This is a genomic window from Telluria sp. ZT3P39, from assembly GCF_059685935.1.
The window spans coordinates 1-21,979 of record NZ_JCASIH010000006.1; the positions used below are offsets into that span (position 1 = coordinate 1).

Below are 21,979 nucleotides of genomic sequence, written 5' to 3' on the forward strand. Positions count from 1 at the left end.
ACCGCGCTCGACGCGACCGGTAACAACGGTGCCGCGACCCGAGATCGAGAACACGTCTTCCACTGGCATCAGGAAGGCGCCGTCAACAGCGCGCTCTGGCGTTGGGATGTAGGTGTCCAGGGCGTTGGCCAGGGCGATGATGCAGTCTTCGCCCATTTCGCCCGGCTTGCCTTCGAGGGCCATACGTGCCGAACCCTTGATGATTGGCAGGTCGTCGCCTGGGAACTCGTACTTCGACAGAAGCTCACGGACTTCCATTTCGACCAGTTCCAGCAGTTCTGCGTCGTCGACCAGGTCGCACTTGTTCAGGAACACGATGATGTACGGAACGCCGACCTGACGCGCCAGCAGGATGTGCTCGCGGGTCTGTGGCATTGGGCCGTCGGCGGCCGAGCACACCAGGATCGCGCCGTCCATCTGCGCGGCACCGGTAATCATGTTCTTGATGTAGTCGGCGTGGCCTGGGCAGTCAACGTGCGCGTAGTGACGGTTTTCGGTCTCGTACTCGACGTGCGCGGTGTTGATGGTGATGCCGCGTGCTTTTTCTTCTGGAGCCGCATCGATCTGGTCGTATGCTTTTGCTTCGCCGCCGAATTTCTTCGACAGGACGGTTGCGATTGCTGCCGTCAGGGTGGTTTTGCCGTGATCAACGTGACCGATGGTGCCGACGTTGACGTGCGGCTTGGTCCGTTCGAATTTACCTTTTGCCATTTGAGACTCCTAACGATATTTTGAGAATTACCAGGCACACCTGACGGGCAGTACGACGCACTGCCGTTTTTTGAATTCTGGTGCCCTTTACGTGGATTGAACACGTGGCCTCTCCCTTACCAAGGGAGTGCTCTACCACTGAGCTAAAAGGGCTTGTTTTTGCGGTTTTCTACTTGCACCGCGAACACTGGAGCGGGTGAAGGGAATCGAACCCTCGTCGTAAGCTTGGAAGGCTTCTGCTCTACCATTGAGCTACACCCGCGAGGTACAACTTTCAATTCGTCTTCACGACTCTTCTTTTGGTGGTGGGGGCTGGATTCGAACCAGCGTACTCAGAGAGGGCAGATTTACAGTCTGCTGCCTTTAACCACTCGGCCACCCCACCGCGAAGAACCGCAGAGTATGAAGCAAGCTCAACGTAGTGTCAACTATGTTTCCACAGACTTTGTCTGCATCGCATAGCAGCGTTGCTTCGGGGCGTGATTGTAACGGTCGCGGTGTAAAACCACAAGGGTGATTTGGTGGGAATTGCAGGGCAGCCTGAAAAATAATGATTTGCCGCGGAACGGGGCCGGCGGCGTGCCGGGTTTACCCCTGCCCCAACGCCGCCAGCACCTGACCCTTGAGCGCCTTGATCAGCGCGGTCTCGTCCGGCGGCACGCCCTCGGGCGCCTCCATCGTGCGGTCGGCATAGAACATGCCCAGTTGGGCCTTGCCCACGACCAGCGGCAGCACGATGAAGCTTTTGGCGTCGGGCAGCAGCTTGCGGTGCCAGTCGGGCAGCAGGTCGCGGATCTTGGGGCTGGCGGCGTCTGAGATCATCAGGTCGGCGTCGTTGTCCATGGCCAGGTGGAACAGGTCGCGGCCGGTTGCGACAGGAAAGGCAAAGCCGGCCTGCAGGCGGGTGCTGTCTTCGCCCAGCGCCACCCGGGCGCGGAACTGGCCGCTACGCGCATCCTTCAGGCAGACGGTGGCAAAGCGGAAACCCAGCGCGCCGAACAAGGTCTCGAGCACGGCCAGCACCACGTCGTTGAGCGTGCCCTGGCCCGAGGCGCGCAATTGCGTCACGTCCTGCACGCCGGCCAGCAGCAGGTCGCGCGCGTTCTTTGGCTTGCCGCTCGGGTGGAAGCCGCCCTGCTCTTCCTCGCCCGCGTCCAGCGTGGCCAGCAGCAGCACATTGGGCAGGCCGCCCTTCGCGTCCTGCACCTCGGTCTTGGGCGCTGGCTGCAGGTTCATGCTCTCCATCAGGCCGCGCATGCCTTCCTGCACCGCCACCAGCAGCGTTTCCATGCGCGCCTTGTCCAGGTCGAGCGCGGCGCCATAGCGGCCCAGCAGCGCCGCGGCGTCGGGCGAGCCGGCCGGCTCGTGGGTCTTGGCCAGCAGGCGCGCCACATCCAGGCCGAAGGAGGCGACCTGGCGCATCCATTCGCCGCGGTTGGCCGCCACCCGCACCGCGGTGTGCGGCAGGGCCGCCTGGGCGCGCACGATGACGTCCGGGATCTTCCATTCGGCCAGCACGGCCTGGGACAGCATGTCGTAGCTGGCGCCCAGGATCATCTGCGAGGCCTGGCCGACCGTGTGCTTGCCGCCCTGGACCAGGGCGCCGATCTCGCGGTAGCGGTCGTGCTCGTGGCTGGCCACCAGCAGCGGACCGATGTTCTTGAACAGCGCGCAGATGGCCGCTTCCTCGGCGCCCTGGAAGAAGCTGTGGCGCGCCATCTCGCGGCCCACCAGGCTGGCGCACAGCGCCGCTTCGAGCTCGATGCGCACGCTGCCCGCGTGCTCGGAGCTGTCGAGGGCGTCGACCAGCAGCATCGCCAGCGCGGTGGTCTTGACGTTGTCGAAGCCCAGCAGCGAGATCGCGCGCGAGATCGTCGTCACCGCCGTGCCGGAAATGGTGCGGTACTGGATGGTATTGGACAGGCGCAGGATGCGCTGGGTCAGCGCCGGGTCGGACACCACGTAATACGCCAGGTCGTGGGTGCCCTGGTCGTCGCTCGAGGCCATTTCGACCACGCGCGCGATCGAGGCGCCGAGCGCGAACATTTCTTCGTCGCCGCAGACCTTGTGCATCAGGGCGGCGCGCACGCGGCGGGTCACGCCTTCCGGCGGCAGTGCAGGGTCGTGCATCGATCAGCCCGCCGTCTTGCCGGGTGCGGCCTTGACCACGCGGCCCTGCGCATTGCGCTCGTATTTCTTCAGCAGCTGGTGGTGCAGCGCCGCCAGCGCGCCCAGCTTCGGGTTGCCCGGATCGAGCTTGCGCACGTTGCCGATCAGGCCGCTCACCTGCTGGCCGAGCTTGTCGTCCCAGCCGTCGTGCTCGATGCAGCGCAGGGCCGCCAGCGCGGCATTGAAGGCCACCGAGGGGTTGTTCGGCAGCTTGGTGGTCGCTTCCAGCATCATGGTGACGGCGCCCCGGAAGTCGCCGCTGCGGGCGCGCGCGGCGCCGTCGGCCACCAGGTCGACCACGTGCTGGCGGCTTTCCTGCGCCAGCGTGCGCGCCAGGTCCGGGAAGCCGGCCTTTTCCAGCACGCCCATGGCGCGCGCCATGCCGGCATCGTTCGAGGCATTGCGCATGACTTCGCGCACCAGCTCGGCGCCGCCCTCTTCCATGTTGTTTTCCAGGCAGGTGCGCGCCAGCTCCAGCTTCAGGTCGGGCGACAGGGCCGGCGCATCCTTGCAGGCGCCCAGGGCCGTCGTCAAGGCCTCGTTCATGCGCGCTTCGTTGCCGGTGTACTCGTGCAGCATCGCCGACGAGATCGCACTGCACAGGGTGGTGTTGGCGCGCCCGCCCATCGAGCGGTCGAGGTCGCGGACCATGGCGGCGGCGGCCACCGGGTCGCCCTTCTTCACCAGGGTGCGCACCAGCCGCACGTGGTCTTCCGGATCGCGGAATTCCGAATACTTGGCCTTGTTGATGACCTGCTTGAGCGCTTTTTCCGCCGCTTCCAGGTCGCCGGCCTCGGCCGCCGTTTCGCCCAGGGTGCGCAGGCGCCGCACGGCATGGGGCGACACCGCCACCGCTTCCGTCAGCACGGCCTGCGACCTGGTCAGGTCGCCGACCGCCGAATGGGTGCGCGCCAGCCAGTCGTAGGCATCGACGAAATTCTTGTTGGTGTCGACCAGCTCTTCGAGCAGGCCCTTGGCCTCGTCGAACTGCTTGCGCAGGAACAAGGTCTTGGCCAGGCCCAGGCGCGCCCAGGCGATCGCCTTGACGTCGATGAGCTGGCGGTAGATCGGCTCGGCCTGCTCCGGCTCGCCCAGGAACATGTGCAGCTCGGCGCGCAGGCGCAGGAAATCGACCGCATAGCGCGGATGCAGGGCCTGGCCCTGGATGCAGGCGTCGACCGCGTCGCGCTGGTCGCCCGCTTCCATCAGTGTGTACACCGGCATGAAGGCGGCGCGCTTGTCGAGTGCGCGGGCGATGCGCTCGAGCAGGCGGTCGGCGGTGAAGGGCTTGAGCACGTAATCGGTCGGCGCCAGCTCGGCGGCACTGACGACCTTGCTGTGGTTGCCTTCGGCCGTGACCATGAAGAACATGGTCGCGAGCGGCATCAGCTTGTGGTGGCGCATGTCTTCCAGCAGCTGCTGGCCGTCCTGGCCGCCTTCGAGGTCGTATTCGCACAGGATCAGGTCGAAGCTGCGCAGGGTCAGGTGCTTGACTGCCTGGTTCGACGAACTGGCGTGCTCGATTTTCGTCAGGCCGCACATGTTCAGCATGCTGTGCACATTGGCACGCATGCCCGAGTGGGGCTCGATGATCAGGGCCGTGAGGCCTTCCAGTTCGTTCATTCCAGGTTTTCCGTTGGCCTGCGTTGGGCGTGGGGCAGCCGCTGCATGGGCTGACTGCATCGGCCCAGTATATTACGGCTGGGGAACAAAATAGTTGAATTGGGTAAAGACACCGGTCAAACCGGCGGTCAATGCGGGGGAAAAGAGACAGCCCGGCGCGTTCTTATCCGCCCGGGGCGAAGGCGGCGGCCTGGCGCAGCGGTGCGCGGCCGCCGTTCAGGCACTCCGACTTGGCCCCGCCGATGATGATGTTCTGGTAACGGACTTCGTATTTGCCTGCGGCCAGCTTGTCGATCAGGAAAGTCGCGCCCGGCAGCACGTAGGCGTGGCGCACGTTCGAGCGGCGGTCGAGGTCGTAGAGCTTGACGAAGATGGGCGAGGCATTCGCGCTGTTGTCGACCACGATTTGCATCTCGGTGCCGCCATTGCCGTAGGGGTAGCCCGGCAGGTAGCCGGACTCGGCCGGCCAAGGATCGCCGCTCGGAGCGCTCAGGGTCTGCAAATCGGTCCCGCAATCGGGGGCGTGGGCCGGCACCACCAGCTGGGTCACGGCCAGCGCCTTGATCTCGGGCGGCGGCGCCGATCCCTCGCCGCCAAAGCGGCGCGCCCAGCCTTCGGTGCTGGCGTCGGTGCCGAGCTCGTCGGGACGGTCCGTGCGCTCGGGACGCTCGACCGCCACCGGATCGGGCTTGCCGGCCCAGGCCAGCGCCGCCGGCAGCCTGGCGCGCGGCGGCTCCACCAGGAAGACGGCCGCGGCGGCGCCGGCCACGAAGCAGGTCGCCAGGCCCAGCCACCAGCGCGGATCGCGCAGCAGGCGGGCACGCGAACGCGCTTCCGGCGCGCGGGGCTCCCAGCTGTCGGGCCGGGTGCGCGGGGCGCCTTCCTCGGCGCCGCTGCTTTCCAGCCACTCGACTTCCCACTCCTCGGACGCGATCCACTCGTCATGCTCCTTGCGGCGCACCGGATCGGACAGGGTGTTGTAGGCGGTGTTGACGATCGCCATGATGCGCGCGGCCTTCTCGTCGCCCGGGTTCTTGTCGGGATGGTATTTCTGGCTGAGGGCCTTGTATGCCGCACGCACGACTTCCCCCGGCGCGCCGCGCGCGACCTTCAGGTTGTCATAGTGGGTGTGGATCTTGGCCATGGTGTCTCGTGTGCCTGCTGTTCTCGCCGTCGATTCTACAGCCGATCCCTGCCGCCTCTGCAGCTGGTGGTACAGCTTAGCCGGATTTGTATCCGGAGCGCAAGATGTCAACAATCCTACAGGCGATGGGTACGGTCTGCCTGCGCGACTGCGTCCGGCAAGTCGACGCCCTGCCCGACCACCAGCACCTTGAACAGCTCGCCCATTTCGGCCGGCGACACCAGCTTCTGCATCGCCCTCGCCTGCGGCAGGTAGCGCAGCGCATCCTGCGGATCGGTCTCGAGCAGCAGGTCGCCGATGCCGCAGGCCAGCAGGAAGGACGCCTGGTTCATGTAGGCCAGCACCGGCAGGCCGGCATCCTGGGAAGCGAGCGCCATGGCCGTGAAATCGACGTGGGCGGTGATGTCCTGCAGGCCCGGCAGATAGAAGGGGTCCGGATGCGCGTGGTGGCGGTAATGGCACATCAGGGTGCCGCCGGTGCGCTGGTCGACATAGAACTCGCGCGCCGGGAAGCCGTAGTCGACCAGGATGGCGGCGCCGCGGCCGTCCTTCATCATGCCGGCCAGCGAAGCCATGAAGCCCTCGGCCACCGGGTGGATTTCGGTAACATAGCCTTCAGGTAAGTGATCCGCATCGGGGATCTGGCGCAACACGTGCAAGGCCAGGTCTTCGGGCAGCGCTTGCTGCACGAAAGCGAATTCGCCCGCCTCCACCGTCACCATCTGGCGCTGCCAACTACCATCCTTGCGGATGACCAGCTCGACCGGCATGGCGTCGAGCACCTCGTTGGCCAGCACCACGCCGCTGAAGTTCTCCGGGAAACCATCGACCCAGCGCACCTGCGGCAAATCCTTCAAGGCTTCCTGCTGGCGCGCGCGCAATTCGCCGGACAATTCGATGATGGTGTACGAATTGACCGCCACGCCCATGCGCGCGAGTGCGGTGAGCACGTCGCGCGCCAGCTTGCCGGTGCCGGCGCCGAATTCGATGATGTCGGGCGCGCTTTGCGCGATAATAGCGGCTGCCGCGCGCGCCAGGCTGGCCCCGAACAGGGGCGAGATTTCCGGCGCCGTCGTGAAATCGCCGCTGGCGCCGAGCTTCGATGCGCCGCCGCTGTAATACCCGATCCTGGGCGCGTACAGCGCCAGTTCCATGAACCGCGAAAACGCCATCGCCCCGCCGAGCTGTTCGATCTCGTCGGCGATCAGTTGTTGCAGGGATTGGGACGCTGCAAGTGCGTCGGGAGCGGGTGCGGGCATGGACATGCCGGCATTGTAGCGAAATCAGCCCTTATCAACCATTCAGCCGCCCTACAGACCAACGATGACGGATTCCGCCCCTGCTTCCCCGAAAGTCGCGCTCGTGACCGGCGCGGGCCGGCGCCTGGGCCGCGCGATCGCGCTCGGCCTGGCCGCCAGCGGCTGGGACGTGGCCGTGCATTACCGCCATTCGGAAGCCGACGCCAGCGAGACGATGGAGGCCATCCGCGCCCTCGGCCGGCGCGCCGCGCTCCTCCAGTGCGACCTACTCGATGAAGCGGCGGTGCGCGCCCTGCCGGGGCGCGTGGCGACGGAACTGGGCCTGCTTACTTGCGTGGTCAACAACGCATCGTTGTTCGAATACGACAGTGCCACCGCGTTTTCGCCTGCCCTGCTGGCCACCCATATGGGCGCGAATGTCGCAGCGCCCCTGCTGCTGGCGCAGGCCCTGCACGCCGCGACACCCGCGGGCAGCCAGGCCGTGGTGATCAACCTGCTGGACCAGAAACTGTACAATCTCAACCCGGATTTTCTGTCGTACACGCTGTCGAAAGCGGCGCTGCATGCGGCCACCACGATGCTGGCCCAGGCGCTGGCGCCAAAGCTGCGCGTGGTGGGCGTGGCGCCCGGCATCACGATGGTGTCGGGCGAACAGACCGAGGAAGGCTTCATGCAGGCGCACCAACAGACGCCGCTGGGCCGTTCCTCGACCCCGCAGGACATCGCCGACGCCGTCGTGTATGCAGCCGGCGCGCGCGCGCTCACCGGCACCACCCTGCTGGTCGACGGCGGCCAGCACTTGCAGCCGTCGCACCGCGACGTGATGTTCCTGACCGAACCAAACAGTAACCATTCATAAATAAGGCTTCATTATGCTGTCCGCCCTGACCCACCCGAGCTTGCGCGATTGCCGCCGGCTGTTCCTGCGCAATTACGAAGTGATGATCAACATCGGCGTGCATGACTTCGAAAAGAAGGCGGAACAGCGCGTGCTGATCAACGTCGACCTGTTCATCCCGCTCGAGCAATCGACCCCGAAGGCCGACCAGCTGTCCGAAGTGGTCGACTACGACTTCATGCGCGACACCATTGCCAAGCGCGTTTCCAAGGGCCATATCCACCTGCAGGAAACCCTGTGCGATGACGTGGTGAAGGCCATGCTGACCCACCCGCGCGTGCGCGCCGCGCGCGTCTCGACCATGAAGCCCGATGTCTATCCGGACTGCGAAGGCGTGGGCTGCGAAGTGTTCCAGGTGAAGGAAGAAGCATGAGCGAAGCAGACCTCGACCAGATGGGCGTGAGCGCCAGGACGATGGAAAAGATCGCGCACGAGAACAACAAGCTGCACAAGCGCCTGTGCCGCCTGGTGGGCCAGGCGATCGGCGACTTCAACATGATCGAAGACGGCGACAAGGTGATGGTCTGCCTGTCGGGCGGCAAGGACAGCTACGCGCTGCTCGACATCCTGATGACGCTGCGCGAGCGCGCGCCGATCCACTTCGACATCGTGGCGGTGAACCTGGACCAGAAGCAGCCGAACTTCCCGGCCGACATCCTGCCGGCCTACCTGGACAAGCTCGGCGTGGAGTACCACATCGAAAACCAGGACACCTACAGCATCGTCAAGCGCCTGATCCCGGAAGGCAAGACCACCTGCTCGCTGTGCTCGCGCCTGCGCCGCGGCATCCTGTACCGCGTGGCCGATGAACTCGGCTGCAACAAGATCGCGCTGGGCCACCACCGCGACGACATCCTCGAGACCTTCTTCCTGAACATGTTCTTCGGCGGGAAGCTGAAGGGCATGCCGGCAAAACTGGTCTCGGACGACGGCAAGCACATGGTGATCCGCCCGCTGGCCTATGTGAAGGAAGCCGACACCGAGCGCTATGCCGAAGTAAAAGGCTTCCCGATCATCCCGTGCGATTTGTGCGGCTCGCAGGAAAACCTGCAGCGCAAGCAGATCAAGGCGATGCTGCGCGGCTGGGAAAAGACCAATCCGGGGCGCGTGGACAACATCTTCTCGTCGCTCTCGACCGTGGTGCCGTCGCACCTGCAGGACCGTAACCTGTTCGGGTTCATGGACCTGAAGACGGATGGGGTGCCCAATCCGCTGGGCGACATCGCGTTTGATGAAGAGCCGTGCTCGACGCCGGCGGCGAACACGATTTCGCTGACCCAGCTGTAATCGCGCAGGCGCGACGTCGCAGCAACAGGCAGGGGCATGCTACCCTGCCTTTTTTTTCGTCCCAATCGACAAGAGGATCCCGATGAAACTGCCCGCCCGCCTGTTCCGCCACCTGTCCCTGGGCCTCGCCCTGCTCGCCCCTGTCGCCGCGATGGCCGAGCCGAGCGCCATCTACCTTGTGCGCCACGGGGAAAAGATGAGCGAGAACGGCGACCCGGACCTGAGCGCGAGAGGCCGCGCGCGGGCCGAGCACATGGGCATCCTGCTGCACCGCGTGGGCATTACCAACATCTTCCATACGCCGACCAAGCGCACACTCCAAACGGCCGAGCCGCTGGCGCAGAAGACCGGATTGACGGTGCAGGTCTACGATCCGCGCGCACCAAAAGCGCTGGTGGAAAAGGTGAAGGCCTTGAGCGGTGCGGTGCTGGTGGTGGGGCATTCGAATACCCTGCCCGAGCTGGTGCGGCTGTTCGGCGGAGCGCCCGGAGCGGATATTGGGGATAACGAATATGACCGGCTGTATCAGCTGACGCCGGGCACCGGCGGCGCCGTGAACACGGTGCTGTTCACGATGCCTTAAGCACACCCCTTACGGAGCGACGTCGGTCCTCAACACCGGATACAGGTTGAACCGCTCATCCCACGACGCGTGGCGCTTGGCAAAGAACTCCAGCCTTGCCTGCGCATTCTTGGCAAATGCCGGATCGCTCTCGACCTTCTGCCTGAACTGCGCAGCCAGGCCTGGGTCGGCCGCCATCTGCTCGCGCGCTACGTCTTCGGCCACGTACTCCTCCATGTATTCCTTGCGTTCGTAGGCGTTGTTGAAGAAGCCCCAGGCCAGCAGCGAATCCGGCGCCTGCGGTTCCAGCATCGCCACGACCAGGCGCGCTTTCGGCTGCGCCACGGGCACGAACAGCGAGCCGCGCAGGACAGCGCGCGGCTCGGCTTTCCAGGCGCCGTCCACTGCCAGGCGCTGGTGCGACTCGAAGGAGGTGGCGCCGAAGACCGCCTTGTCGGCGCGGAAGGTCTCGACCTGCGCTTGTGCAAGCGCCTTGTCCAGCTTGCGGAAAGCGATGCCGTGCTGCGCCAGCTTGGCCGCGACGATGTCGGCATAGGCCGCCGGCACGATGTAGCCGGCGCGCGGCGCGGTGACCTGGCGGTCGGCCACGACTTCGTCGCGCAGCGGCACGCGCCAGACCTGCGGCCTGGTCTCGTCGTAGCGGGTCATCAGGATGCCCGAGACCTCGGATGGCGTGCGGGTGTACTCGTAGCCCTGGAAGTCGACCATGGTGGTCTTGTCGGTGGTGCGGTAGTTCAGCGCCACCGGCGTGCCGGCCAGCTTTGAAGCGCGGGCATCGGCCGCCAGCGCGGCCTGCTGCCACTGCTTGCCGTGCTGCGCCACCTGCTCCAGCACCGAGATCACGCTGTTGTGGGTGATGCGCACGCGGGTCGGGTAATCCTTCCACGCGTGGGTCTCGACCAGCATCGCCATGCGGTTACGCAGCGGGAAGTAGCCGGTCGAGAAGCGCGGGTCCGAGGCGCCGTCGATGAAGCCCGATTGCGGGTCGTCGGTCTTGGCAAATGACATGTAGTAGGACTGCGGCGTCGAGCCGAGCTTGGCGATGTCGGCGATGACATTGGTGCGCAGCGCCAGACCGGCGGCGCGGAAGGCCGGGTCGCCCGAATACACCGGCTCGACCTGGATCGAGACGTCGTGCTGGAACTTGGCGCCGTCGGTCACGTGCAGGTCGACATAGGTCAGCGGATCCCAGGCGTTCACGAGCTTCAGCATCGCCTGCATTTCCGGCGCGTCGGCTTTGACATAGTCGCGATTGAGGTTGAAGTTCTGCGCCGTGGTGCGCCAGCCCATTTCGACCGGGCCACGCTGGTTCGGGCGGTTCCATTTGCCGAAGCGCTCGTGGCCGTCCACGTTGAACACGGGGACGAAGACCAGCACCTGCTTGTCCAGGGCCCCTTTTGCCAGTTTGCCCTCGAGGGTTGCGCGCAGCGCCAGGAAGCCGGCGTCCTTGCCGTCGATCTCGCCGGCGTGGATGCCGCCCTGGATCAGCGTGACCGGCAGCCCCTGCTTCTTCGCAAGCTGCGGCGTGAAGGCCCCCGTGTTCGAGGCGACCAGCGCCATCATCGGGCGGCCTTCCGGCGTGCGTCCGAACCCGGTGCATTTCACCTGCTTCGGATAAACTTTCTGGAAGTCCCCGCACAGCTTGATGACTTCATCGTAGCGGCCGGTGGCCTGGAAGCCCGAGCGTTCCGAGACAGTGGTCAGGTTGGGGGCGGCGTGGGACAGGGGAACGGCAGCCAGCAGGGCCAGCAGGTAGGCGGGACGGATCATCGAGGAAAGCTCCGGCAATTGTTCAAGTGACAAAGCCGACGATTATAGACCCGTTTCCAGAATGAAATCGGCCCGGCAGCTTGCGCTGGCCGGGCCGGTTACCGGGGCCGCAAAAATTACTGGCGCGGCCTGGTGTAGATCGAGATTTCCTTCACCTGCGGACGCACGATCTCCATCGGCACGCTGCGGGCGCGGCTGCTCGAGGTCGGGCAGGTGCCGGTCTGGCGGTAGGCAAGTGCGGCGGCCAGCAGGCCTTCGGCAGGGTCGCCGACCGGACGCGACAGGTCGTCCGCCACCTGGCAGGTCGGCGCCAGGCCGTCCGCGTAGTCGCCGAAGCCCTTGTTGTTCACGCCCTTGAACTCGATCGAGAAATAGGTCGTGCCGCAGTTCGGGATCGGCGTGAAGCCATACGGCTTGCCGCAAGTCTGGCCGCCGATCAGGTTCACTTCGATGTCGGCGCCGCGCAGGCCGTTGATCACCGATTCGCTGGCCGAGCAGCTGCCCGAGGTGGTCAGGATGGTCACGCGCTTCAGGCCGAGGGTCGGCAGCGCGGTGCCCGCACGCACCGGGTTGGGCGAACTGAAGCCGTAGGCGGTGGTGCGGAAGGGAATCGGATCCTGGGGCGCCGTCTTGTCGTTGAACTGCTGGCGCTCGAAGACCTTGCCGCGGGTCGCATCCGGTCCGGCGATCATGTACGACAGTTCGCTGGCGACGTACAGCAGGCCGCCGCCGTTGTAGCGCAGATCGAGCACCAGGTCGGTCACGGCCGAGGCCTTGAGGGTGGTGAAGGCATCGACCAGCTGGCGTTCCGACACCCCGTTGAAGGTCTCGAAACTGAGGTAGCCGACCTTGCCGGTCGGGGTGTCGAGCACCTTCACGTTCTTCACCGGCTGGACGCTTACTTCCGTCGCCGTCATCGTCACGTCGAACGTGATGCCGCCGCGCTGGAAGCTGAAGTTGTGCGGCGTGCCCACCGCCGTCGGGAACAGGCCTTCGTTGATGCGGCGGACCGAATCGGTGTCGCCGGCGTTGACGAAATCGATCCCGTCCACGCGGGTCAGCATGTCGCCGCGCTGCAGCCCGGCGGCCGCTCCGGGCGAGCCCGGCTCGACCAGCGTGACCAGCCAGGTGCGCGGGATGTTGGCGCCGGTGTTGCGCTTGAAGGTGAGGCCATAGCCCAGGTCCAGGCCCGCCGTGGTCATCTTCTCCCATTCCTCGGTGGCGTAGGTGAAGTGATAGCGGTCCTTGGCCGCGCCCGATTCGGTCAGGGCCGGGGTCTTGAGCACGTTGAAATAATCGATGGCGCTGGTGAAGTCGGCCATCTTGTAGGTGTTCGGGACTTCGTTGTACCAGAGGTAGAAACGGTGGGTCCAGGCGCGCAGGAACTTCAGCTCGTCGAGCAGGGTGCCCTGCTTGTCCGGGAAGGGCACGCCCTCGAAATCCAGGCCGGTGCGCGGGGCGGCGCACTTGTTCCAGTACTGGAAAGGATCGCCCAGCGTGCCGGCGTCGATGTCGGCCGCGGTCTGCCCCACGGTACCGGTACCTGGAGGCGGCGTGACCGGGTTCGTGGTGGGAGGCGGTTCCTGCGCAATCGGCTCGGGTCGGGCACCGACACCAGGCGAGCCCCCGCCACCGCCGCAACCGGCGAGAACGACGCTTGCAGCGAACAGGGAAGCAATCAGGCGGGGTGCGGTCGTCACGCGACCAGGGGCGGATGGCGATGTCATGCGCCGATTATAGACGCGCCTGCCCGGGCGGAGTGCAACCAACTGTAACAGTCGGGGCTGCGGCACAACAAGAAATGCTAAGGAAAATGACAGCTTGATATGATCGGGCGGGCCGGCCGTATCAAGCTGTCATCAAAGCGCCGTCAAGCTGCGCGCGGGGCGGCGCCAAGCGGTGCGTGGAAGGCGGCCAGCAGCGCCGCTTCCTTCTGCTTGGCCGTCACCAGGTGACGCTCCTTCACGTGGCCATAGCCGCGGATGTCTTCCGGGATGCTGGCGATCGCCACCGCCTGCGCGAGGTTATCGGCGGTGAGCTTCGGCAGCAGCGCTTCGACGGTCTTGCGGTATTCACCGATCAGCGCACGCTCGGTGCGGCGCTCGGCGGTGTAGCCGAAGATGTCGAACGGGGTGCCGCGGAGGCCCTTGAGCTTGGCCAGCACGCCGAACGCGCCCATCATCCACGAACCGAATTCCTGCTTGATCGCGCGGCCTTGCTTGTCGTGCTTGGCCAGCAGCGGCGGCGCCAGGTGGTACTTGATCTTGATGTCGCCTTCGAACATGTTGGCGATCTTTTCCTTGAAGGCCGGATCGGTATGCAGGCGGGCGACTTCGTACTCGTCCTTGTAGGCCATCAGCTTGTAGAAGTAGCGCGCCACGGCTTCGGCCAGGCGGGTGCCGCGGTTGCCACCCTCAAGCTTGGCTTCTGCAGCGCGTACCTGGTCGACGAAGGCCTTGTACTGCGCGGCGTAGGCGGCGTTCTGGTAGGCGGTCAGCAGTTCGACGCGGCGGTTGACGATGTCGTCGAGGCTCTGGGTGCGCTTGAACTCGATCACCTGGGCCGGAGTGGCCAGCTTCTTGACCGAGGCCAGGTCGTGGGCGGCGGTGCGGCCCCAGTTGAACGCGGCCTTGTTGAACGGCACCGACACGCCATTGAGTTCGATTGCCTTCATCAGCGACGATTCCAGCAGCGGCACACGGCCTTTCTGGAAGGCGTAGCCCAGCATGAACATATTGGTCGCGATCGAGTCGCCCATCAGGGCGGTGGCGATCTGGCCGGCGTCGACGAACTCCACGTTTTGCGCGCCGCAGGCCATCTGGATCGCACCGCGCGAGCCTTCGCCCGGGAACTGCCAGTCCGGGTTCTTGACGAATGCGGCGGTGGTCGAGGTGGTGGCGTTGACGGCGGCCCAGGTGCGGCCTTCGCCCATGCGGCTCAGGGCATCGCGGCTGGCGGCGACGATCTGGTCGCAGCCGATCACGAGGTCGGCGCTGCCGGTGCCGACGCGGGTCGAGTGCAGGTCTTCCTGCTGCTGCGCCAGGCGTACGTGCGACATCACCGGGCCGCCCTTCTGGGCCAGGCCGGATTGGTCGAGCACGATCGCGCCCTTGCCTTCGACGTGGGCCGCCACGGCCAGGATCTGGCCGACGGTGACCACGCCGGTGCCGCCGACGCCGGCCACCAGGATGCCGAACGGCGCGGCGATCTGCGGGACGATCGGCTCAGGCAGCACGGGCGGGGCCGCTTCGTTGGTAGCGGCTTTCTTCGGCTTCTTCAGGCCGCCGCCTTCAACGGTCACGAAGCTCGGGCAGAAGCCCGACACGCACGAGAAGTCCTTGTTGCACGAAGACTGGTTGATCTGGCGCTTGCGGCCCAGTTCCGTTTCCAGCGGCTCGACCGACAGGCAGTTCGACTGCACCGAGCAGTCGCCGCAGCCTTCGCAGACCGCTTCGTTGATCACGGCGCGCTTGGCCGGGTCGGGGAATTCGCCTTTTTTCCGGCGGCGGCGCTTTTCGGACGCACAGGTCTGGTCGTAGATGACGGCGGTCACGCCCGGCAGTTCGCGCAGCTCGCGCTGGACGTCCATCAGTTCCGAACGGTGGCGCACGGTGACGCCTTCGGCCCAGGCGTAATCGTCCGGGTATTTTTCAGGTTCGTCGGTGACGACGATGATCGGGCCCACGCCTTCGGCGGCGATCTGGCGCGTGATCATGCCCGGGTCGAGCGGGCCGTCGACGTTCTGGCCGCCGGTCATCGCAACCGCGTCGTTGTACAGGATCTTGTAGGTGATGTTCACCTTCGCGGCCACGGCCGCGCGGATCGCCAGGATGCCCGAGTGGAAATAGGTGCCGTCACCGAGGTTGACGAACACGTGCTTTTCACTCGTGAACGGCGACTGGCCGATCCAGGTCGTGCCTTCGGCGCCCATGTGGGTGAAGGTGGACGTTTCGCGGTCCATCCACAGCACCATGTAGTGGCAGCCGATGCCGGCCATGGCGCGCGAGCCTTCCGGCACCTTGGTCGAGCTGTTGTGCGGGCAGCCCGAGCAGAAGTACGGGATGCGGTCGGTTTCCGGATTGGCCTTGGCCGGGATGTTCTTCAGCACCAGCTCTTTGTTTTCGAGGAAGGCGATGCGCTCTTTCACGCGCTGCTCGACCGGGTGGCCGGCGCAATAGTGCGAGATGCGCGAGGCGATGGCGCGGGCGATCTGGGCCGGGTTCAGCTCGTAGGTGGCCGGCAGCAGCCAGTCGCCGTGGCCCATGCGGTCTTTATTGCTCCACTCGCCGGTGTCGTCGAACTTGCCGACCACGCGCGGACGCTGGGCGTCCGGGAGGTTGTACAGGGCTTCCTTCAGCGCGTATTCCATCACCTGGCGCTTTTCTTCGACCACCAGGATCTCGTCGAGGCCGCGCGCGAATTCGTGCACGCCTTCGGATTCGAGCGGCCAGGTCATGCCGACCTTGTACAGGCGCAGGCCGATATCGCGCGCAGCCTGCTCGTCGATGCCGAGGTCGGCCAGCGCCTGGCGCGTGTCGACATAGCTCTTGCCGGCGGTGATGATGCCGATTTTCGCCTGCGGGGCGTCCCAGATAATTTTGTTGAGCTTGTTGGCACGGGCATAGGCCAGCGCCGCATACCACTTGAAGTTGCTCATGCGGACTTCCTGGTCCAGCACGGCGTCGGGCCAGCGGATGTTCAGGCCGCCCTGCGGCAGTTCGAAGTCGGTCGGCAGCTGGATCTGGACGCGGTCCGGGTCGAGGTCGACCACGGCGCCCGATTCGATGATGTCGGTGACGCATTTCATCGACACCCACAGGCCGGTGTAGCGGCTCATGGCCCAGGCGTGCAGGCCGTAGTCGATGTATTCCTGGACCGACGACGGGTACAGCACCGGGATGCCGCAGTGGGTCAGGATGTGGTCGGACTGGTGCGCGGTCGACGAGGATTTCGCCGCATGGTCGTCGCCGGCCAGCACCAGCACGCCGCCGTTCTTGGCCGAACCCGCGTTATTGCCGTGCTTGAAGACGTCGCCGCAGCGGTCCACGCCCGGACCCTTGCCGTACCACATGGCGAACACGCCGTCGTACAGCGCGTCCTTGTACAGGTTGGTCTGCTGGGTGCCCCAGACGGCGGTCGCCGCCAGGTCTTCGTTCATGCCCGGGTGGAACTTGACGTGGTGGGCGTCGAGGTGCTTCTTCGCCTTCATCGCGGTCTGGTCGACGGCGGTGACCGGCGAGCCGCGGTAGCCGGTGATGTAGCCGGCGGTATTCAGGCCGGCTTTCAGGTCGCGCTCGCGCTGCAGCATTGGCAGGCGGATCAGCGCCTGGGTACCCGTCATGAAGGCACGGCCGCGCTCGAGCGTCCACTTGTCGTCAAGGGTGATGTCGTGCTGCGGCTGCGCAAAATTGGCGCGGTCGATGGGTGCGTTCATGCGGTGTCTCCGTATTTTTTCGCTAGGGGCTTCAGGACGCTTGCCGAGGACTCTTGGTGGTCGTCGTGGCACGCGCGGCTGGGCTGGGCCAGCCTCCTCCCGTATGGCGCACAGTATAGTCCTGCCCTTCCGGCATTAAATTCCAAACAATTCACCCCGCCAGATGATTTGCGCAATAAAATTGCCGGGTTCGCGAATTCACCGAGGAAATCATGTCAAAAATCGAGCTCGACAAGACCGACCGCAAAATCCTGGCGGTCCTGCAGACGGACGGGCGCCTGTCCAACCAGGACGTGGCCGAGCGCGTCAACCTGTCGCCCTCCCCCTGCCTGCGCCGCATCAAGCGCCTGGAAGAGGCCGGCGTGATCCGCCAGTACGTGGCGCTGGTCGACCCGGACAAGATCGGCCTCGGGCTGCTGGCCTATGTCAACGTACGGCTGGAAAAGCACAGCGAAGTGGCGGGCGGCGCACGCGGCACGCCGGGCTTGCCGGCGACCTCGCCGCGCAATGATTTCGCGGTGTCGGTCGGCACCTGGCCGGAAGTGGTGGCCTGCTATGCGATGACGGGGGAGATGGATTTCCTGCTGCGGGTGCATGTCGAGGACATGGACCACTTCTCGCGCTTCATGATGGGAACGCTGCTCAAGCATCCGGCGGTGCTGGATGTGAAGTCGAGTTTTGCGTTGCAGAGGATCAAGGAGACGACGGCGTTGCCAGTGGCTAATTGATTCGTAGGGTGGGCGGGTTTCCCGCCCGCGCGTTCAAATCACGGCGATGCAGCCTGCGCGGCGCTTCAAATCCCAACTATCACCGCGCGGGCGGCGAAGCCGCCCACCCTACTTGGAAAACCACTTCGCCGCCGCCCGCGCATTGGCCTTGAAGTTGTAATCGATCACCGCCCACTGCTCTTCCAGCGCCTCGGCCATCACGCTGCCCGGGCTGGCCGGCGGGATTTGCAGATATGCATCCGCCTCGCCGAACTCGCGCTTGATCTGCATGCCGGCCTTGCGGGCGATATGCATCATGGTCTGGTTCGAGGACAGGCATTGCATGTAGAGGGTGTCCACGTCCGAATTGCGGCAGTGGATCGCGGCGCGGTCGAACAGGCGCGAGCCGACGCCCTGGCCGCGTGCCGATTTCGATACCGATACGCCCAGTTCCGCCACCTTTTCCTTGGTCGTGCGCCTGGCGCCGTCGGCTTTGGCGAACGCCAGGTGGCCGACGCCGACCAGCTGGAACACCCGGTTCACGACCCCGAACACGATGTCGCGCTTGAAGTCGAGCTTGTCGACGTAGGCGGCGATCGCCTCGTCCGGGATCATGCTGCCGAAGCGCAGCAGGCGGTCGTTCGGGTCGAGCGCGAGGAAATGGCGCAGGATGCGGCGGCGGTCGCGCTCGCTCAGTTCCTTGACGAGCACGGTTGGTCGGCCGGGCTTGCCCTTGAGGCCGCGCAGCCAGCGGCCCAACGGATTGTCCAGCATGGTGAGTCCTTTTGTGCAGTGCAACAATGCCGCGATTGTAGCGGATTCTGTCATTGCATGCCGGGACCCACCCCTCAGCCGGGCGTCCTCCATTGCGCCGCCGGGCTGACGACGAAGACGCCCTTGCCCGAGCTCTTGGCCTCGTACATGGCCTTGTCGGCTTCGGCCAGCAGCGCTGCCGAGCCGCGCGCCGACCCGGCGTGGCCGCGGGCGCTGGAAATGCCGATGGACGCCGAAATCGTCACCGGATGGCCGTCGGCCTCGGTGACGGAGCGGATCTCGTCGAGCGCCAGCTGGGCCACGCGCAGCGCGCCTTCGCGCGAGGCGACTTCCTCCAGCATGATGACGAATTCGTCGCCGCCGAGCCGCGCCAGGGCATCTTCGGCGCGCAGCTTGTGCTCGACGCGGCGCGCCACCATTTGCAGCACCAGGTCGCCCGTGGCATGGCCCCAGGTGTCGTTGACCGCCTTGAAGCCGTCGAGGTCGATGAACATGATGACCACCACCGAATCGCGCCGGTTGGCGCGCGCCAGCGCCCGTTCCAGCAGGCGGGTCAGTTGGCGGTAGTTGATCAGGCCCGTCAGGCTGTCGTGCTGGGCCAGGCGCTCGAGCTGCTTGGACTGCGCCTCGAGTTCGGCGGTGCGCTCGGCCACGCGGTGCTCGAGGTTCTCGTTGGCCGCCTGCAGGCGGTGGTTGACCTCGCCGATGATGCGGTAGCTGCGCCGCAGCCGCACCGCTGCATACACCAGCAGCAGGAGCAGCAGGCTCGAATACACGAACAGGAAGCTGCGGTAGCGCTCGCGCTCGAGCAGCACGGTGTCGAAGGAACGGTCGAACTCGCGTCCCAGGCGGTCGAGCGCGGCGCCGGTGCCGGTGGCGGCGATCTGCGTTTCCAGGCGATTCTCGAGCGGGCGCTTTTCCAGGATGGTGCGCGCGGCCTTGATCAGGGCATCCATCTTCTGGACGACGGCCGGCGAGAAGGCGACCTGCTGGGCGCCGATGTCGCCCAGGGTGTCCTCGATGCGCGCCGCCAGCACGGGCGACGGGGCGCCGTTGTAGCGCAGGATGTCGGTCAGCAGGGTATTGAGCGAGGCGTCGAGCCGCACCACGACCTGGGCCGGCACCAGCGCGCCTTCGATCCCGCCCAGCTCGGTCTTGAGGTCGGCCACGGCCGGCGGCAGGAACAGCAGGGCCTCGCGCAGGGGCGGGTTGTGGCGGGCGAACTGGCCGGCCAGCAGTTCCTTGCGCTGGACCGCGTCGCGCAACTGGGTGTAGGCATCGTTGACGGCGGGACTGGCCGCCTGCGGCACTGCTTCGGCCAGGCGCGCCAGCAGGTCGCGCATGCGCGGCAGCCCGGTGGTGAGCTGCGCGGCCGCCGGCGCGCGGCCGATATGGGCGCGCAGGATATTGGCATCCCACTCGGCGTCGAGCTTTTCCAGCTCGCGCAACTTGAGCATGACGTCGTTGCGGATCTCGGGATCGGTCGTTTCGGACCGGATATACAGGAAGGCAAGCAGCATGGCCAGCACCAGCACCGCCACGCCGGCGACTTGCAGGCGGCGACGCAGGCTCAAGCTCGCTACGCGCTGCGCCAGCACGGCAATCATTATTCCTCCGTTACTTCAGGTGTTATGCCCAGAGGATAACGCATGCTTGCGGATCAGTCGCGCACCCCAGTGGCACTCAGTCCCCGCTCTCGCGCAGCGCGGCCTTGACCGCCGACACCCGGGCCGCATGCACGGCTTCGGGGATCTTCGCGCGGTCCTCAGGGAAGCGCGCCGCGACCTCGCCGGCATTCACGGCGCGCGCGGCGCCGAGCGCCTGCTCCAGGCGTGGCCGCTGCGGATAGTCCTGGTGGCGCATCGGGTGCGCCTCGTGCCCGCGGCCGCGCGCATCGCACTCGGAGGCCAGCAGCATCTGGGCGAAGCGTCCCGGTTTGCGGAAGGCGTCGCAGCGCTCGAACAGGGTGACGATGGTGTTGGCGCGCAGCTCCAGCGCGCGGCTGACGTTGCCGTGCTCGCGCGCCGTCATCAGGGCCAGGTCGCGGCATTCGTTGGGCACCTTCAGGCGCTTGCACACCGCTTCCAGCGGCGTGAGGCCCTTGCCCAGGTCGTGCGTCAAGGCCGCGAAGCGCACTTCCAGCGGATAGCCCTGCTCCGCTGCATAGTCGACCACCAGCATGACGTGCACGCCGGTGTCGACTTCCGGATGGGGCCCCGGGGGCTGCGGCACGCCCCACAGCACATCGAGTTCGGGCAGGATGCGGCCCAATGCGCCGCAGTCGCGCAGCACCTCGAACATGCGCGACGGCCGCTCTTCCATCAGGCCGCGGGCGAGCTCCTGCCAGACCCGTTCCGCCACCAGGGCGTCGACTTCGCCGGCGTCGACCATGGATCGCATCAGCGTGTTGGTGGAAGCATGCACCGTGAAGTCCGGGAAGCGCGCGGCGAAGCGCGCCACGCGCAGGATGCGCACCGGGTCTTCGGCAAAGGCGCCGGAGACGTGGCGGAAGAGGCGCTTTTCCAGGTCGCCCTGCCCGTCATGCGGATCGACGATGCTGCCGTCGTCGGCGCGCGCCATCGCATTGATGGTCAGGTCGCGCCGCACCAGGTCTTCTTCGAGCGTGACCTCGGGCGCCGCGTGGAACAGGAAGCCGTGGTAGCCGGGCGCGGTCTTGCGCTCGGTGCGGGCCAGCGCGTATTCCTCGTGCGTGTGCGGATGCAGGAAGACCGGAAAGTCCTTGCCGACCGGGCGAAAGCCCTGGGCCAGCATGTCTTCGGGCTTGGCGCCGACCACGACGTGGTCGCGGTCGGTGACGGGCCGCCCGAGCAGCTCGTCGCGCACGGCGCCGCCGACGACATAGCTGCGCATCGTCACGCCTGCGGCAGGTCCAGGTCGTGCTGTGGGGTCGGATCGCTTTCCCGCATGGCCTCGTCGACCCAGCGCGCCACGGCCGGGTGGGCCAGCACGCGCTCGCAATAGGCCTGCAGGGCCGGCGCCAGCGCCACGCCATAGGTCTTGAAGCGGCAGACCACCGGTGCATAGAAGGCATCGGCGATCGAGAACTCGCCGAACAGGAAGCGGTGGTGGCCGAAGCGCGACAGGCAGTCTTCCCAGATCTCGCAGATGCGGCCGATGTCGGCCTGGGCGCCCGGGGTGCGCCCGCGCCCCGGCAGGCGCGCCTGGATGTTCATCGACATGGCGTGGCGCAATTCGCCGAAGCCCGAATGCATCTCGGCCACGACCGAGCGCGCCATCGCGCGCGCGGCGACGTCCTGCGGCCACATGTGCTTTTCCTGGAACTGCTCGGCCAGGTATTCGACGATCGCCAGGCTGTCCCAGATCGTGATCTCGCCGGCCAGCAGCACCGGCACCCGGCCCGCGTGCGAATAGCGCGCGATGTTGGCGGAGGTGTCGGGCTTGTCGAGCAGGACGCGCACTTCGGTGAACGGGATCCCGAACGCAACGGCTGCCACCCACGGCCGCATCGACCACGACGACACGTTCTTGTTGCCGATGACGAGGGTCAGGCCGGGCTGGCGCGCCTGGTCGAGGGTGGTGGACAGGGTCGGGTCGAGGTCGATGGTCTGCATGGTTTCCTGTGGTCGAAGCGGTGGTGA

The 21,979-nt window shown here is 66.1% G+C and carries 17 protein-coding genes and 3 tRNA genes; 5 read left to right on the top strand and 15 right to left on the bottom strand.

What is annotated here, in order from left to right:
• From AC56LR_RS08115 to AC56LR_RS08150, 8 genes are all read right to left on the bottom strand, one after another.
• A partial coding sequence (locus tag AC56LR_RS08115; protein ID WP_497129337.1) for an elongation factor Tu occupies positions 1 to 711 on the bottom strand: 711 nt, incomplete at its 3' end.
• A gap of 78 nt (positions 712 to 789) precedes the next feature.
• Positions 790 to 864: transfer RNA gene (locus tag AC56LR_RS08120), tRNA-Thr, on the bottom strand.
• A gap of 35 nt (positions 865 to 899) precedes the next feature.
• Positions 900 to 973, bottom strand: a tRNA-Gly gene (locus tag AC56LR_RS08125).
• A 38-nt stretch (positions 974 to 1,011) separates the two neighbouring features.
• A tRNA-Tyr gene (locus AC56LR_RS08130) sits at positions 1,012 to 1,096 on the bottom strand.
• A 203-nt stretch (positions 1,097 to 1,299) separates the two neighbouring features.
• Positions 1,300 to 2,841: an HDOD domain-containing protein gene (locus AC56LR_RS08135; protein WP_497129338.1), complete on the bottom strand. Its 1,542-nt coding sequence runs from the start codon at positions 2,839 to 2,841 to the stop codon at positions 1,300 to 1,302.
• Between the two features lie 3 nt (positions 2,842 to 2,844).
• Positions 2,845 to 4,503: a response regulator gene (locus tag AC56LR_RS08140; RefSeq protein WP_497129339.1), complete on the bottom strand. Its 1,659-nt coding sequence runs from the start codon at positions 4,501 to 4,503 to the stop codon at positions 2,845 to 2,847.
• A gap of 163 nt (positions 4,504 to 4,666) precedes the next feature.
• Complete coding sequence (locus tag AC56LR_RS08145; protein ID WP_497129340.1) at positions 4,667 to 5,647, bottom strand: J domain-containing protein; 981 nt, start codon at positions 5,645 to 5,647, stop codon at positions 4,667 to 4,669.
• A gap of 116 nt (positions 5,648 to 5,763) precedes the next feature.
• A complete protein-coding gene (locus AC56LR_RS08150; protein WP_497129341.1) occupies positions 5,764 to 6,912 on the bottom strand; it encodes a class I SAM-dependent methyltransferase in 1,149 nt (382 codons plus the stop codon).
• 58 nt (positions 6,913 to 6,970) lie between these two features.
• Here AC56LR_RS08150 and AC56LR_RS08155 point away from each other — a divergent pair, with 58 nt between their 5' ends.
• From AC56LR_RS08155 to AC56LR_RS08170, 4 genes are all read left to right on the top strand, one after another.
• Positions 6,971 to 7,765 (top strand): SDR family oxidoreductase, encoded by a 795-nt coding sequence (locus AC56LR_RS08155; protein WP_497129342.1) that lies wholly within the window; start codon positions 6,971 to 6,973, stop codon positions 7,763 to 7,765.
• 13 nt (positions 7,766 to 7,778) lie between these two features.
• Positions 7,779 to 8,177 carry a dihydroneopterin aldolase gene (locus AC56LR_RS08160; RefSeq protein ID WP_489875145.1) on the top strand — a complete coding sequence of 133 codons (399 nt, stop codon included), beginning with the start codon at positions 7,779 to 7,781 and terminating at the stop codon, positions 8,175 to 8,177.
• Complete coding sequence (gene ttcA, locus AC56LR_RS08165) at positions 8,174 to 9,091, top strand: tRNA 2-thiocytidine(32) synthetase TtcA (protein ID WP_497129343.1); 918 nt, start codon at positions 8,174 to 8,176, stop codon at positions 9,089 to 9,091. The genes AC56LR_RS08160 and ttcA overlap by 4 nt, the downstream gene beginning before the upstream one ends.
• 82 nt (positions 9,092 to 9,173) lie before the next feature.
• Positions 9,174 to 9,674: a SixA phosphatase family protein gene (locus AC56LR_RS08170; protein ID WP_497129344.1), complete on the top strand. Its 501-nt coding sequence runs from the start codon at positions 9,174 to 9,176 to the stop codon at positions 9,672 to 9,674.
• A 9-nt stretch (positions 9,675 to 9,683) separates the two neighbouring features.
• Here the strand turns inward: AC56LR_RS08170 and AC56LR_RS08175 are convergent, their stop codons facing one another.
• The 3 genes from AC56LR_RS08175 to AC56LR_RS08185 all read right to left on the bottom strand — a co-directional run bounded on the left by AC56LR_RS08175 (position 9,684) and on the right by AC56LR_RS08185 (position 16,878).
• A complete protein-coding gene (locus AC56LR_RS08175; protein ID WP_497129345.1) occupies positions 9,684 to 11,444 on the bottom strand; it encodes a M14 family metallopeptidase in 1,761 nt (586 codons plus the stop codon).
• Between the two features lie 116 nt (positions 11,445 to 11,560).
• On the bottom strand, positions 11,561 to 13,171 hold the full coding sequence (locus tag AC56LR_RS08180; protein WP_497129346.1) for a S41 family peptidase: 1,611 nt from the start codon (positions 13,169 to 13,171) through the stop codon (positions 11,561 to 11,563).
• Between the two features lie 143 nt (positions 13,172 to 13,314).
• Positions 13,315 to 16,878 (bottom strand): indolepyruvate ferredoxin oxidoreductase family protein, encoded by a 3,564-nt coding sequence (locus tag AC56LR_RS08185; RefSeq protein ID WP_497129347.1) that lies wholly within the window; start codon positions 16,876 to 16,878, stop codon positions 13,315 to 13,317.
• 212 nt (positions 16,879 to 17,090) lie between these two features.
• Here AC56LR_RS08185 and AC56LR_RS08190 point away from each other — a divergent pair, with 212 nt between their 5' ends.
• On the top strand, positions 17,091 to 17,606 hold the full coding sequence (locus tag AC56LR_RS08190; protein ID WP_497129348.1) for an Lrp/AsnC family transcriptional regulator: 516 nt from the start codon (positions 17,091 to 17,093) through the stop codon (positions 17,604 to 17,606).
• 108 nt (positions 17,607 to 17,714) lie between these two features.
• Here the strand turns inward: AC56LR_RS08190 and AC56LR_RS08195 are convergent, their stop codons facing one another.
• The 4 genes from AC56LR_RS08195 to AC56LR_RS08210 all read right to left on the bottom strand — a co-directional run bounded on the left by AC56LR_RS08195 (position 17,715) and on the right by AC56LR_RS08210 (position 21,952).
• Entirely contained in the window at positions 17,715 to 18,359 is a 645-nt protein-coding gene (locus tag AC56LR_RS08195) for a GNAT family N-acetyltransferase (RefSeq protein ID WP_497129349.1), read from the bottom strand.
• 74 nt (positions 18,360 to 18,433) lie between these two features.
• The gene (locus AC56LR_RS08200) at positions 18,434 to 19,966 is read right to left on the bottom strand and encodes a DAHL domain-containing protein (RefSeq protein ID WP_497129350.1); all 1,533 of its coding nucleotides are present in this window, start codon (positions 19,964 to 19,966) and stop codon (positions 18,434 to 18,436) included.
• Positions 19,967 to 20,042: 76 nt separating this feature from the next.
• Positions 20,043 to 21,230, bottom strand: a complete 1,188-nt coding sequence (locus AC56LR_RS08205) for a multifunctional CCA addition/repair protein (protein ID WP_497129351.1) — start codon at positions 21,228 to 21,230, stop codon at positions 20,043 to 20,045.
• A 2-nt stretch (positions 21,231 to 21,232) separates the two neighbouring features.
• Positions 21,233 to 21,952, bottom strand: a complete 720-nt coding sequence (locus AC56LR_RS08210) for a glutathione S-transferase family protein (protein ID WP_497129352.1) — start codon at positions 21,950 to 21,952, stop codon at positions 21,233 to 21,235.
• Positions 21,953 to 21,979: the final 27 nt, after the last annotated feature.

Excerpts from the sequence above, each read along its gene's own strand:
- AC56LR_RS08160 (WP_489875145.1), top strand. The coding sequence starts at position 7,779 with ATGCTGTCCGCCCTGACCCACCCGAGCTTGCGCGATTGCCGCCGGCTG.
- AC56LR_RS08150 (WP_497129341.1), bottom strand. The coding sequence starts at position 6,912 with ATGTCCATGCCCGCACCCGCTCCCGACGCACTTGCAGCGTCCCAATCC.
- AC56LR_RS08205 (WP_497129351.1), bottom strand. The coding sequence starts at position 21,230 with ATGCGCAGCTATGTCGTCGGCGGCGCCGTGCGCGACGAGCTGCTCGGG.
- AC56LR_RS08135 (WP_497129338.1), bottom strand. The coding sequence starts at position 2,841 with ATGCACGACCCTGCACTGCCGCCGGAAGGCGTGACCCGCCGCGTGCGC.
- AC56LR_RS08190 (WP_497129348.1), top strand. The coding sequence starts at position 17,091 with ATGTCAAAAATCGAGCTCGACAAGACCGACCGCAAAATCCTGGCGGTC.
- AC56LR_RS08210 (WP_497129352.1), bottom strand. The coding sequence starts at position 21,952 with ATGCAGACCATCGACCTCGACCCGACCCTGTCCACCACCCTCGACCAG.
- AC56LR_RS08200 (WP_497129350.1), bottom strand. The coding sequence starts at position 19,966 with ATGATTGCCGTGCTGGCGCAGCGCGTAGCGAGCTTGAGCCTGCGTCGC.
- AC56LR_RS08140 (WP_497129339.1), bottom strand. The coding sequence starts at position 4,503 with ATGAACGAACTGGAAGGCCTCACGGCCCTGATCATCGAGCCCCACTCG.
- AC56LR_RS08195 (WP_497129349.1), bottom strand. The coding sequence starts at position 18,359 with ATGCTGGACAATCCGTTGGGCCGCTGGCTGCGCGGCCTCAAGGGCAAG.
- AC56LR_RS08175 (WP_497129345.1), bottom strand. The coding sequence starts at position 11,444 with ATGATCCGTCCCGCCTACCTGCTGGCCCTGCTGGCTGCCGTTCCCCTG.
- AC56LR_RS08170 (WP_497129344.1), top strand. The coding sequence starts at position 9,174 with ATGAAACTGCCCGCCCGCCTGTTCCGCCACCTGTCCCTGGGCCTCGCC.
- AC56LR_RS08185 (WP_497129347.1), bottom strand. The coding sequence starts at position 16,878 with ATGAACGCACCCATCGACCGCGCCAATTTTGCGCAGCCGCAGCACGAC.
- AC56LR_RS08180 (WP_497129346.1), bottom strand. The coding sequence starts at position 13,171 with ATGACATCGCCATCCGCCCCTGGTCGCGTGACGACCGCACCCCGCCTG.
- ttcA (WP_497129343.1), top strand. The coding sequence starts at position 8,174 with ATGAGCGAAGCAGACCTCGACCAGATGGGCGTGAGCGCCAGGACGATG.
- AC56LR_RS08155 (WP_497129342.1), top strand. The coding sequence starts at position 6,971 with ATGACGGATTCCGCCCCTGCTTCCCCGAAAGTCGCGCTCGTGACCGGC.
- AC56LR_RS08145 (WP_497129340.1), bottom strand. The coding sequence starts at position 5,647 with ATGGCCAAGATCCACACCCACTATGACAACCTGAAGGTCGCGCGCGGC.